This is a genomic window from Conyzicola sp., assembly GCF_057073975.1.
The window spans coordinates 1-11,470 of the sequence record NZ_JBXMIS010000151.1; the positions used below are offsets into that span (position 1 = coordinate 1).

The window sequence follows — 11,470 nt, forward strand, 5'->3', positions numbered from 1 at the left end:
AGCCTCTTCGGCGGCCGCGGTGTCGTCTGGGGAACCCTGCTCGGCGCCATCATCGTCGGTGTCTTCCGCAGCGGTCTCTCGCTCGCCGGGCTCGACGTGCTCTACCAGACCCTCGCCGTCGGCGTTCTCATCATCGTCGCCGTCTCGGTCGACCAGTGGATTCGAAAGGTACGTTCATGACCGCCACCGCACCCTCCTCGGCACCGACGAAGACCGTCGAGCCCATCCTTGAGGCGCGCAACCTCGTCAAGACCTACGGCCGGGTCGTCGGCCTCGACGGGGTGAGCCTCCAGCTCTACCCCGGCGAGGTGCTCGCCATCATCGGCGACAACGGCGCTGGCAAGTCCACGCTGATCAAGTGCCTCACCGGCGCAGAGATCGCCGACGAGGGAGAGATCTTCCTCGAAGGAAAGCACGTCTCGTTCAAGCGACCGCAGGATGCCCGTACCCACGGCATCGAGACGGTGTACCAGAACCTGGCGGTAAGCCCCGCACTCGATGTCGCGAGCAACCTCTACCTGGGACGCGAGGAGCGCCTGCCGGGCCCACTCGGCTCGATCCTGCGCATCCTCGACACCAAGGGCATGCGCGCCAGGGCCACGGAGGAGCTGCAGAAGCTCGGCATCTCCACGCTGCAGGACGTCACCGTTCCCGTCGAGAACCTCTCTGGCGGCCAGCGCCAGGCGGTCGCCGTCGCACGCGCGGCGGCGTTCGGGTCCAAGGTCGTGGTGCTCGACGAGCCGACCGCGGCACTCGGTGTTCGGGAGTCGAACCAGGTGCTGCAGCTGGTGCGCGACCTTCGCGACCGTGGGCTGCCCGTCATCCTCATCAGCCACAACATGCCGCACGTGTTCGACGTTGCCGACCGCATCCACATTCAGCGGCTCGGCAAGTGCGCGGCGACCATCACGCCGCAGTCGCACTCGATGACCGACGCCGTCGCGATCATGACGGGGGCGATGAAGGTATGACGAGGGCCCTCTACGCGGAGTTCATCGCGCGCGAGGGTGCAGAGTCGCTGGTAGCCACGCTTGTCGCGGGGCTCACAGAGCTCGTGCGCGCCGAGCCGGGCAACCTCGCCTTCGTTCCGTACACGCTCGAGTCCAACCCCCGGCACTGGTTCGTCTACGAGGTCTACCAGGATGAGGCGGCCTTTCAGGCGCACATCACGGCACCCTACGGCGCGGTCTTCAACGCAGAACTCGCGGATCTCGTGGAGGGCGGGGGCTCTCGCCTCACCTGGCTGAGCGCGGCGTAGTCCGGCTCTTCCGAACGCTCATTCTGGGCATTTGAACCTTCAACCAGCACTTTAGACAACGACACGGATGTCGGTGGTCGGCTCTAGTCTCATTAAAGATCGCGACACGCCGAATTCACTAGATGTTGTGGAATGACAGGAGTGTCATTCCGGTTATATAGTGAAGACCTCGCGGCACCTGCGGCGAACAAGACCACTACACAGAAGGAGGATCGAATGGACAACGACGACAACGTCGGCGGCTACGCAGTTCCCGTCGACCCGATGGATCTTCTGCAGTGCGACAGCTGCCAGTAGGCGCTTAACACTTCTTCAAGACCCCCCACAGAGCCCCGGACACCGCAGTTGGTGCCCGGGGTTTTGCGTTGCCGGGCGCACGAGAGGGCCGAAGCTAGAATCGGTGCGTGCCAGTGAACCCCGAACTCCAGGGCCGTGCCTTCGCGCCGACGGCCCCCTACCTCGTCGGGCGCGAGAAGGTGCGCGAGTTCTCCCGCGCCGTCTTCGCCACGAGCCCCATCAACAACGACGTGGATGCCGCACGGGCTGCCGGGTACGCCGACATCGTCGCGCCGCCCACCTTCGCCATCGTGCTGCAGCAGGCGACGCTCGACCAGCTCGTGAGCGCACCCGACAGCGGCATCGACATGACGCACATCGTGCACGGCGAGCAGCGCTTCGCCTACACCCGGCCGATCGTCGCCGGCGACGAGCTGACCGCGACCCTGGCCGTCACGAGCATCAAGACCCTCGGCGGCAACGCGATGGTGACGGCAGAGACGGCGATCTCCGATACCGAGGGACAGCACGTGGTCACGGCGACATCCGTGCTCGTGGTCAGGGGTGACGCATGAGCGCCCTGAGCGTCGGCGACATCGTCGCAGAGCAGACCTTCGAGCTCAGCCGCGACTCCCTCGTGCGATACGCGGGGGCCTCCGGCGACTTCAACTCGATCCACTACCGCGACGATGTTGCGGCGAGCGTCGGGCTGCCCGGCGTTCTGGCGCACGGGATGCTGACGATGGGGCTCGCCATCCAGCCGGTCGTCGATTGGATCGGCGACAGTGCCAAGGTGCTCGAGTACGGCGTGCGGTTCACCCGACCCGTCGTCGTCGACCCCGTGCTCGGGCAGACCGTCACTGTCGTTGCGAAGGTCGGTGCCCTCGAGGATGGCATCGCCCGTATCGACCTCACCGTCACTGTCAACGGAGAGACCGTACTCGGAAAGGCGCAGGCGCGGGTTGCAGTTTCGTGACCTGACGACGATGCGGGTGGGCGGGCCCGCCTACCACTTCGTCGAGGCGAACTCGGAGAGCGAGCTCGTCGCTGCCGCGCACGAGGCCTGGAGCGGCCACGAGGAGTGGCTGCTGCTCGGCGGCGGATCCAATCTCGTCGTCGCCGACGATGGATTCGACGGAACGGTCATCCGGGTGGCGAGCCGCGGCATCGAGCGGCTGCCAACCGCGCCGGGAACCGTGCGGCTGCGGGTGCAGGCGGGCGAGCCATGGGACGCGCTCGTGGCCCATGCCGTCGAGAACGGCTGGGCGGGTATCGAGGCGCTCAGCGGAATTCCCGGATCGAGCGGTGCAGCTCCGGTGCAGAACATCGGCGCCTACGGCCAGGAGCTCTCTGACGCGCTCGCCGCGATCGACTTTCTCGACTACCTCGACGGAGACCTGCAGCGGCTGCACGCCGCAGACCTCGAGCTCGACTACCGCACCTCGGCGATCAAGCAGGGTCGCCAGGGCGTCGTGGTGGCGATCGAGCTCGACCTGCTCGACACGGGCGACGGCCTCAGCGCCCCCATCGCCTACGACCAGCTCGCGACGGCGCTCGGCGTGCCCATCGGATCCCGCGTGCCGCTGGGCCAGGTGCGCGACACCGTGCTCGCGCTGCGGGCATCGAAGGGCATGGTGCTCGACGCCGCTGACCCCGACTCGGTGAGCTGCGGGTCGTTCTTCACCAACCCGATCGTCGGCGAGAACTTCGCGAGAACCCTGCCCGACGGCGCTCCGCGCTGGCCGATGGAGTCGGAGCCAGCCGATGTCGTCGTGCCGCTCGGCGAGGAGCCGGCGCTGCCGCCGCAGCGCAGCGACCACCGGGTCAAGCTCAGTGCGGCCTGGCTCATCGAGCGCGCTGGCATCGGGCGCGGCTTCGCCCTGCCCGGCTCCCGGGCCGCGGTGTCGAGCAAGCACACGCTCGCGATCACGAACCGTGGCGACGCGACAGCGGCGGAGGTTGCGGAGCTGGCCCGGTTCATCCAGACCCGGGTGTTCTCCGAGTTCGGCGTTCGGCTGCAGGCAGAGCCGAATCTCGTCGGGCTCGAGCTCTAGACAGCCGACTCCACCCCGCAACTGGGGGCGCGAGGGGGGTGGTCAATAACGCGATACAACGTAGCGTTAGAGGGACCGTCCCGATTCTGGAGCTTCATGCCTCGCCTGCGCCGCCTCTCTGCCCTCGCCATCGCCACCATCCTTCTCGCGGGTCTTGCGACGCCAACGGCGGCCCTGGCAGGAGACTGCCCCGACGGCGGCGACACCTGCGGCGGCGGTGGCGGTGGGGGCGGCGGCCCGACCACAGTGACCAGCGTGATCATCAATGCCCCGGCGGCAGCTCCCTACACCCGGGTGCTTGTCGGAGCGAGCATGAACCCCGCGTACTCCTACGGCCCGCTCACCATCACGGTCGGAGGTAGCTCACAGACCTCGCTGATTGCCGGCGGGGAGTTTGTCGGCAATTTCGGACTGAGCAGCACGCTCGTCGGCCAGTCAGTCGCGGTAAGCGCGGACTTCTCCGGCGACGGCCACACCTACCTGCCGTCCTCTGCCGTTGGCAACCCGATCTACCTCTACGGCAGCTCCTCAGTGAACGGCGTGGTCGCCATGAACGGGGCGCGTGTGCCAGGAGTGACCGTCGCGCTCGTCGACAGCTCCGATGCCGTCGTGACGAGCACGACAGCGAACTCCCTCGGTGAGTACACCCTCGGCGTCACTCCCGTGACGGAGGCAGATGCACGGAAGACGTACGCAATCCGGGCGACCATCGGAGGTGCCAAGTACTACTTCAACTCCTCCGTCGCGGTCTCCTCGATCGCCAGCGCCACCTTCTCTGGCCCGACGCAGTGGATGCCGGGCACCACCCGAAGCATCATCGGCGCCTCTGCCCCGGTGTGGCCAACCTCGTCGCTTCGCACCCCTGGCGTCGGCGTTGCCTTCTCCACCTTCCTCGGTGCGACGAGCAACGTGCCGGTGACGTACTCGATCGCCAGCGGCACTCTGCCCACCGGGCTCTCGCTGAACAGCTCGACCGGCGAGGTCTCTGGCACCGTAACGGAGTTCGGCAACCAGACGGTGGTCTTCACGGCGAGCAACGGATACGCCACCACCGACGGCAGCGTCAGCTTCCGCACCGACGGCGTGACGGCGGTGTCGCTGTCGACCCTTCCCGTCGCGCCGTACACCGGGTTCACGGGCACAGTGACCGTCACGAGCGCTGCGGGCACCCCGCCCGGCTCTGTGCAGGTTCTCAACTACCCGTGGCAGGCCCTCGTGAACGGCAGCGCGACCTTCAGTCTCGCCGGCGTGGAGCAGTGGATCGGCACCACCGCGACGTACACGACCAACTACTCCCCGACCTCCCGGTCTGGCTACCTCTCGGCAACAGCGTCGCCCGGCATCTACATCTACGGCTCAGAGAGCGTGAGCGGCACGTTCATCCAGAACGGTGTCGCGACTGCCGGCGCGACCATCGAACTCGAGACGACATCCGGTGCGATCGTCGACTCGACGACGACCGATGCGTCGGGTCGCTACACACTCGCCGTCACGACCCCGACGACCCTGACCGAGGCCCAGGCCACCTATCGCATCAAGGCGACGACCCCCGGCGGTCACGCGACCGGATACTTCGTCTCCGGGTCGACCCAGACCAGCGCGACCGGAACCACCGCGACGGCGAGCCTCACCGGCCCGACCCAGTGGCGGCCGGGATCGAACACGCAGACCTTCTACATGATCACCAACCCGGTGCTCACCGACGTCACCCTCGCCACCCCGCGGGTTGGCTCGGCGTACTCCGATGGAATCTCGGCATCTGATCCGTCGACGATCTACTACGGCATCTACGCCGGCGCACTCCCCGCCGGCCTGTCGCTCAACATCTACACGGGCGGCATCTCTGGCATCCCGACCTCGACCGCCCCCGCGACCTTCACTATCCGCGTCTACACGGCGCCGTGGCAGTTCGGGGCGACGGAGAAGCAGTTCACCATCACGCCGCTGCGCGCGGGAATCGTGCCGGCCTTCACCGACGAGACGATCGGCACCATCACCACCGGTGTCGCCGTTGCCGACGGCGTCGTGGCCGACGGAGACCCCGACATCACCTACTCTGTGCACGATGGCGCACTCCCCGTCGGTCTCGAGCTCGACCCGACGACCGGCGCGGTCACCGGAACGACAGACTCCGACGCGTCCTTCAGCGTGACCATCCGTGCCACGAACGAGTTCGGCTTCGACACGACGACCATCGTCGGCACGCCGCTGCGGTCGACGAGCTCGTGGCTCGGCGCGCCGGCGACGGCTGCATTCGACCACATCCCCGTCGACGTCGTCGTGTCGAGCGACTTCGGCACACCGACCGGTGACGTCACGCTCACGGTGCTCGGCAGCTCCGACACCACATCCCTCGACGGGGGAGCGGCCGACTGGACGCTCGTCTCGCCGACCGACATGCTGATCGGGTTCACCCTTCCCATGAGCCTGGCCTTCGAAGGGGACGAGCGCTACGCCGCGTCATCCGCATCCGGGTCGACCTACCTCTACGGATCCGACACCGTGACGGGCACGCTCACCGAGAACGGCGAGCCGGTCAGCGGCGCGACCGTTCGGGTCATGGATGGCGCGACCGTCGTCGCCTCCGACCTCACCGACGCCGACGGCCGCTACTCGATCACCGTCGACGCCAGCACGCTGAGCCGTGCCACGGCGCTCTACCGCATCTCGGCGACGACAACCGAGGGGGTCGTCACCTGGTTCGCGCAGGGCTCGCTCGCGACCGACGCGACGCCGACATCTCTCGCGGCGACCGCATCCGGGCCAACCCAGTGGTACCCCGGTGTCGACCGCGACCTGCACATCACCTCCGCCCCGGTGTGGACGGATGCTGCCCTCGCCACCCCGCGCCAGGGCTCTGCGTACAGCGACGGCGTCACCGCTGAGTCCGCGGGGGGAACGCTCGCGTACGAGGTCTCCACCGGCGCCCTGCCGAGCGGCCTCGGCATCGACGGTGCAACGGGCGCCATCACTGGCACCCCGACCGACATGGTCGAGGCGACCTTCAGCGTGCGCGCGTTCACCGACTACGGCTCGGTGACGACGAGCTTCACGCTGAGCCCGCTGCGCCCCGGTATCGTGCCGACGTTCACCGACGACACCATCGGCGAGTTCGACGTCGCCGTGCCGTTCGTCGATGCCGTCGCGGCGACGGGTGACCCGACCATCGAGTACTCGCTCATCGGAATCGTGCCGGCCGGCATCACCATCGACAGCAGCACGGGCGAGCTGTCTGGCACGCCGCAGTACAACGGTCCGTTCGAGTTCACCGTGCGCGCAGAGAACGAGTTCGGCTACGCCGACGCCGAGTTCGAGGGCTGGGTGGATGCCGTCGGCGTCGCCGACCTCGAACTCGGGTTCACGCCAGGGGCGACGATCGGCGCCTCCACCATGACGATCGAGGCCGACGGGCTGCTGCTCGACTCCGAGTACACGCTGACGATGTTCTCGACGCCGCGCGTGCTCTTCGCCGGCACGGTCGGGGAGTTCCGCTCGTTCAGCCACACGGTCTCCCTGCCGGCCGACACCCCGGTCGGGGCTCACCGCCTCGAGCTGCGTGCCGTTGCCTCCGACGGCACCGTGCTGACGGCGAGCGCCTACTTCACGCTGGGGGAGAACGGACGGATCGGCGCGGTCTCCTACAACGGCCCGCTCACCTTCACGCCGGCTGCGACCGGCGCCCTCGCCGCCGCGGGAACCGACTCCCAGCTGCCGCTCGCCGCCGGCTCGCTGCTGCTGCTCGTCGGTCTCGTGCTGCTGCGCCGTCGTCGGGCAGCCGTCTGAGCGACGCCGGGCGTACAGTCGGGTCATGACACCCGATGACGCCGCCCGGCAGCTCGGGGTCGCCGTGGGTGCGACAGCTGGCGAGATCGAGGCTGCCTACGTGCGGCTGGCGCGGCAGACGCATCCCGACCGCCTTGTCGGGGCGAGCCCTGAGCAGCTCGCCGACGCATCCGCCGCGTTCATCCGGGTGTCGGATGCGCGACTCGTGCTGCTTCGGGTGCGGTCGATGCACCTCGGCGCCGCGGCCGTGCGACCGCCCAGCCCGTGGCCGCTGCGCGTCTGGACGGCCCTGCTCCTGCCGGGAACGGCCATCACCCTCGGGGGTGCCGGCATCGCGTACCCGTTCGCCCTTGCCGTGCTGCCGTTGGTGGCGGTCGTGGTGGTGCTGGCGATCACCGGGCGCCGCTGGGCCTTCTCGCTCAGCGTCGCTCTCGGCCTCGCGTTCGCGGCAACCACCGTCGTGGTCGCGACCTTCGGTGGCCTGCTGGCGCTCGGCCTGCTGCAGGTGCCGGTGATGGCGATCCTCATCCTGCGCACGCCCCGACGAACCCAGCTAGAGCAGACCTAGTTCCATCGCCTTTGTCACGGCGCGGGTGCGGTCGCTCACCTCGAGCTTCTCGAAGGCGTGCAGCAGGTGGGTCTTCACCGTCGCCTCACTGAGGAAGAGCTGCCTGGCGATCTGCGGGTTGCTGTTGCCCTTGGCGACGAGCGCGAGCACCTCTGTCTCCCGCGCGCTGAGGCTCACGACGGGCCGCTTGACGCGGTTGACGAGCATGGCGGCGATCGATGGGGCGAGGGCGACCTCCCCGCGGGCGACGCTGCGGATGCCGGCCAGAATCTCCTCCTGCGGCGCCGCCTTGAGCAGGTAGCCGCTCGCCCCCGCCTCGATCGCGCTGAGGATTCTCGTGTCTGACTCATAGGTGGTCAGCACGACGATCCTGATATTCGGGCGGGCAGCGAGGATGCGCGCTGTCGCCTCGTCGCCGTCGATGCCGGGCATGCGCAGGTCCATGAGCACGAGCTGCGGCTCGAGCTCTATGGCGCGGTCGACGGCCTCGAGCCCGGTCGTCGCCTCGCCGACCACCTCCATGTCGTCGGCGGACTGCAGCAGGGCGACGATGCCGCCACGCACGATGGGGTGGTCGTCGGCGACGAGCACGGTGATCATGCGTCTCCATCCTTCGGAAGCGTGACGACAAGGGTGGTGCCGTCGCCGCCGCTCTCTATGTCGAGGGTGCCGCCGACGAGCGCCAGCCGCTCGCGCATGCCGCTGAGCCCGTAGCCGTCGCGCGGGGCATCGAGCTCGAACCCCGCGCCGTTGTCGCTGACGCGCAGGCTGCGCTCGTCGCTCGAGACGACAAGGCGAATGGATGCCCTACTCGCCCCAGAATGCTTGCGAACGTTGGCGAGGCCCTCCTGCGCGCACCGCAGCAGCACCACCTCGAGGTCGCGGTCGAGCGTCAGCTGCACCTCGCACGTCACCTCCACGAACAGGGACGTCTCGCGCTAGAACCGCTCCCTGAGCCGTTCGAGCGCCGCACCGATTCCGCTGCCGTCGAGGGAGGGCGGTGCGCTCGAGGCGACGAGCGCTCGAGTCTCGGCGAGGGCCGTGCGGGCTCCGTCCTCCAGCACGGCGAGCTGCACGCCGGCCGCCGCAGTGTCGCCCGCGGCGAGCTCCCGGCTCGCCCGCTGCGCGATGAGCACGAGGCCGGTGAGGTCTTGCGCGATCGTGTCGTGGATCTCCCGGGCCAGGCGCTCCCGCTCGCTCGTCACTCCGGCATCCCTGCTGAGAGCGGCGAGCTGCTGCTGGGTGTCGCGCAACTGGTCGAGGAGCGCCTGCTTCTCTGTGCTGCGCCGCTCGATCGCGGTGATCCAGAGGCCGAGGGAGATGCTGAATGCCAGCGAGAACGCCTCGATGGCTATTGCCTGCAGCAGTGCGCCGGAGTCTGCCCCGAGCGAGAAGAACATGGCGATGCCCGCCAGCACCGCGAAGGCGATGTTGGCGGCGATCGCCCGCCGGAGACCGCGGATCGCCGACCAGATGATCGGGAAGATGATGGTCTGCATCGTCGTGAACGTCGGGCTGGCCCAGACCGCGAGAGGACCGAGCACGAGGCACATCGCGACGACGAAGACCGCCGCCCTCCTGCTGTGCTCGAACCGCCAGCCGTAGGCGATCCAGCCCGCGAGAAACAGCGCGAGCACGCCGAGCCCGAACGCCGTTCGCGGCGTGACGCCCTGGGTGCCGACGACGATGCCGCTGAGCACAACGGAGACGGCGACGACCCCGAGGTGCCACAGTCGCATCTCTCGCATCTAGCTATCCTTGCGGATCCAGCGGAACGTGACCCTGGCCAGCACGAGACCGACCACGAGCCAGATCACCAGCGCGATCGCCACCCCCTCGACGTTCCAGACCTCGCCAGCCTCGAGCACCTCGAAGTTCTCTGGAAGGAACACGGAGCGCATGCCCTGCGCCATCCACTTGAGCGGGAAGACGCTCGCAACGTTCTGCAGCCATTCCGGCAGGCTGGTGAACTGCAGGTAGACACCGGAGATGAACTGCAGCACAAGGGTGATCGGGATGATGACCGCGGTCGCGCTCTTACCGCTTCGTGGCAGACCGCTGAGCCCGATACCGAGAACAGCGGATGTCACGACGCCGAGCAGGAACACCCAGGCGAACGTGAACCACCGCTCCGGCTCCGTCGGCAGCTGCACCCGGAAGACGAGTGCCGCGACCGCGATGAGCAGTGCCGCCTGCAGGATGCCCGTCACGAGCACCGCCCCGATCTTGCCCATGAAGTAGCTGACGACCGGAAGGGGGGTGCCGGCGAAGCGCTTGAGGGTGCCGTCCGACTTCTCCATGGCGATGTCGATCGCGAGGTTCTGCAGTCCGCTGAGCAGGAGGCCGGCGGCGAGCATGGCTGGCAGGTAGAAGGCGGCGGCGCTCACGTCGTTGCCGTCGGCATCCTGTCCGAAGTTGCCCTCGCTGAAGGCGACGGAGAAGATCGTCAGCATGACGAGGGGGAAGAGGAAGGTGAAGAAGACGCTGTCGCCCTGGCGGAAGTAGGTCTTCACCTCGTAGCGGACGCGGCTGGCGCCGAGGGCGATCGTGCTCATACTGCTACTCCTTCTGAGTTCGATGCCGAGTGCTTCTCGATGAGGTGGAGGTAGACGTCTTCGAGGCTCGGCCGGTAGACCTCGAGCCCCTCTGGCTCGCCGAGGCGGGCGACGACGGCACCGGGAGTGGTCGTCCTCTCCTCGTGCAGCATGCCGTCCTGGCGCCAGCGCACGATCGGAACCCGGGACTCTGCTCCGCCGATCTCGTCGATACGGCCGATCGCGACGAGCGAGCCGCCCGCGATGATGCCGGCACGGTCGCCCAGCTGGGCTGCCTCGTCCAGGTAGTGGGTGGTCAGCAGGATCGTCGTGCCCTCGGCCTTGAGGCTGGCGATGAGCCCCCAGAACGACCGTCGGGCCTCGGGGTCGAAGCCGGTGGTCGGCTCGTCGAGGAAGAGCAGCTCCGGGTTTCCGATGATCCCGAGAGCGACGTCGACGCGTCGCTGCTGGCCACCGCTGAGCTTGCGGATCAGCGTGTTCTGCTTGCTCTCGAGGCCGACCGACGCGATGACCTCGTCGACCCCGCGGGGGTTCGGGTAGAAGCCGGCGAAATGCGTGAGCTGCTCCCGCACGGTCACGTTGCCGCTCTCGCCCGTGGACTGCAGCACGATGCCGAGCCGCGACTTCCAGTCGAGACCGCCCGTGCCGGGGTCGACGCCGAGCACCGTCGCTTCTCCGCTCGTGCGGTCGCGGTATCCCTCGAGGATCTCGATGGTCGTCGACTTTCCCGCGCCATTCGGGCCGAGAAGGGCGAAGGTCTCTCCACGCTGGATGTCGAAGGTCACGCCGTCGAGGGCGGTGAAGCCGCCGTAGTTCTTGCGCAGGTCGCGCACGCTCACCACTGGGTCAATTGCTGTCATGCACCCATGGTGGCGGGGGGGGGGGGGGGGGGGGGGGGGGGGGGGGGGGGGGGGGGGGGGGGGGGGGGGGGGGGGGGGGGGGGGGGGGGGGGGGGGGGGGGGGATGGTCGTGTTGC

The 11,470-nt window shown here is 68.4% G+C and carries 13 protein-coding genes and 1 pseudogene; 9 read left to right on the plus strand and 5 right to left on the minus strand.

The window, feature by feature from the left end; translation table 11 throughout:
- The 9 genes and pseudogenes from AC14A7_RS14030 to AC14A7_RS14070 form a co-directional block, all read left to right on the plus strand.
- Window positions 1-180 (plus strand): annotated as a pseudogene (locus AC14A7_RS14030) (ABC transporter permease); the annotation flags it as partial.
- Complete coding sequence (locus AC14A7_RS14035; RefSeq protein WP_484010110.1) at window positions 177-971, plus strand: ATP-binding cassette domain-containing protein; 795 nt, start codon at window positions 177-179, stop codon at window positions 969-971. The pseudogene AC14A7_RS14030 and the gene AC14A7_RS14035, both read left to right, overlap by 4 nt.
- Window positions 968-1,258, plus strand: a complete 291-nt coding sequence (locus AC14A7_RS14040) for a putative quinol monooxygenase (protein WP_484010112.1) — start codon at window positions 968-970, stop codon at window positions 1,256-1,258. The genes AC14A7_RS14035 and AC14A7_RS14040 overlap by 4 nt, the downstream gene beginning before the upstream one ends.
- Before the next feature lie 132 nt (window positions 1,259-1,390).
- A complete protein-coding gene (locus AC14A7_RS14045) occupies window positions 1,391-1,555 on the plus strand; it encodes a hypothetical protein (RefSeq protein ID WP_484010114.1) in 165 nt (54 codons plus the stop codon).
- A 107-nt stretch (window positions 1,556-1,662) separates the two neighbouring features.
- The gene (locus AC14A7_RS14050) at window positions 1,663-2,109 is read left to right on the plus strand and encodes an FAS1-like dehydratase domain-containing protein (RefSeq protein WP_484010116.1); all 447 of its coding nucleotides are present in this window, start codon (window positions 1,663-1,665) and stop codon (window positions 2,107-2,109) included.
- On the plus strand, window positions 2,106-2,510 hold the full coding sequence (locus AC14A7_RS14055) for a MaoC/PaaZ C-terminal domain-containing protein (RefSeq protein WP_484010118.1): 405 nt from the start codon (window positions 2,106-2,108) through the stop codon (window positions 2,508-2,510). The genes AC14A7_RS14050 and AC14A7_RS14055 overlap by 4 nt, the downstream gene beginning before the upstream one ends.
- Before the next feature lie 10 nt (window positions 2,511-2,520).
- Window positions 2,521-3,588, plus strand: coding sequence for a UDP-N-acetylmuramate dehydrogenase (locus tag AC14A7_RS14060; RefSeq protein WP_484010134.1), 1,068 nt, complete (start codon window positions 2,521-2,523; stop codon window positions 3,586-3,588).
- Between the two features lie 96 nt (window positions 3,589-3,684).
- Window positions 3,685-7,371 (plus strand): putative Ig domain-containing protein, encoded by a 3,687-nt coding sequence (locus AC14A7_RS14065; protein WP_484010120.1) that lies wholly within the window; start codon window positions 3,685-3,687, stop codon window positions 7,369-7,371.
- A gap of 25 nt (window positions 7,372-7,396) precedes the next feature.
- Window positions 7,397-7,939 carry a J domain-containing protein gene (locus tag AC14A7_RS14070; RefSeq protein ID WP_484010122.1) on the plus strand — a complete coding sequence of 181 codons (543 nt, stop codon included), beginning with the start codon at window positions 7,397-7,399 and terminating at the stop codon, window positions 7,937-7,939.
- On the opposite strand, the gene AC14A7_RS14075 is transcribed toward AC14A7_RS14070, so the two are convergent.
- From AC14A7_RS14075 to AC14A7_RS14095, 5 genes are read right to left on the minus strand one after another with little or no spacing between them, the layout of a single operon-like run.
- Complete coding sequence (locus AC14A7_RS14075; RefSeq protein ID WP_484010124.1) at window positions 7,925-8,539, minus strand: response regulator; 615 nt, start codon at window positions 8,537-8,539, stop codon at window positions 7,925-7,927. The genes AC14A7_RS14070 and AC14A7_RS14075 overlap by 15 nt on opposite strands.
- Window positions 8,536-8,859, minus strand: a complete 324-nt coding sequence (locus tag AC14A7_RS14080) for a sensor histidine kinase (RefSeq protein ID WP_484010126.1) — start codon at window positions 8,857-8,859, stop codon at window positions 8,536-8,538. Before AC14A7_RS14080 ends, AC14A7_RS14075 begins: the two co-directional genes overlap by 4 nt.
- 18 nt (window positions 8,860-8,877) lie before the next feature.
- Entirely contained in the window at window positions 8,878-9,687 is an 810-nt protein-coding gene (locus AC14A7_RS14085) for a sensor histidine kinase (protein ID WP_484010128.1), read from the minus strand.
- Window positions 9,688-10,494, minus strand: a complete 807-nt coding sequence (locus AC14A7_RS14090; protein WP_484010130.1) for an ABC transporter permease — start codon at window positions 10,492-10,494, stop codon at window positions 9,688-9,690.
- A complete protein-coding gene (locus AC14A7_RS14095) occupies window positions 10,491-11,354 on the minus strand; it encodes an ABC transporter ATP-binding protein (RefSeq protein ID WP_484010132.1) in 864 nt (287 codons plus the stop codon). The genes AC14A7_RS14090 and AC14A7_RS14095 overlap by 4 nt, the downstream gene beginning before the upstream one ends.
- Window positions 11,355-11,470: the final 116 nt, after the last annotated feature.

Bases quoted from the DNA above. Each gene is read 5' to 3' on its own strand.
- AC14A7_RS14035 (WP_484010110.1), top strand. From the start codon at position 177: ATGACCGCCACCGCACCCTCCTCGGCACCGACGAAGACCGTCGAGCCC.
- AC14A7_RS14040 (WP_484010112.1), top strand. From the start codon at position 968: ATGACGAGGGCCCTCTACGCGGAGTTCATCGCGCGCGAGGGTGCAGAG.
- AC14A7_RS14045 (WP_484010114.1), top strand. From the start codon at position 1,391: ATGACAGGAGTGTCATTCCGGTTATATAGTGAAGACCTCGCGGCACCT.
- AC14A7_RS14055 (WP_484010118.1), top strand. From the start codon at position 2,106: ATGAGCGCCCTGAGCGTCGGCGACATCGTCGCAGAGCAGACCTTCGAG.
- AC14A7_RS14060 (WP_484010134.1), top strand. From the start codon at position 2,521: ATGCGGGTGGGCGGGCCCGCCTACCACTTCGTCGAGGCGAACTCGGAG.
- AC14A7_RS14065 (WP_484010120.1), top strand. From the start codon at position 3,685: ATGCCTCGCCTGCGCCGCCTCTCTGCCCTCGCCATCGCCACCATCCTT.
- AC14A7_RS14070 (WP_484010122.1), top strand. From the start codon at position 7,397: ATGACACCCGATGACGCCGCCCGGCAGCTCGGGGTCGCCGTGGGTGCG.
- AC14A7_RS14075 (WP_484010124.1), bottom strand. From the start codon at position 8,539: ATGATCACCGTGCTCGTCGCCGACGACCACCCCATCGTGCGTGGCGGC.
- AC14A7_RS14085 (WP_484010128.1), bottom strand. From the start codon at position 9,687: ATGCGAGAGATGCGACTGTGGCACCTCGGGGTCGTCGCCGTCTCCGTT.
- AC14A7_RS14090 (WP_484010130.1), bottom strand. From the start codon at position 10,494: ATGAGCACGATCGCCCTCGGCGCCAGCCGCGTCCGCTACGAGGTGAAG.
- AC14A7_RS14095 (WP_484010132.1), bottom strand. From the start codon at position 11,354: ATGACAGCAATTGACCCAGTGGTGAGCGTGCGCGACCTGCGCAAGAAC.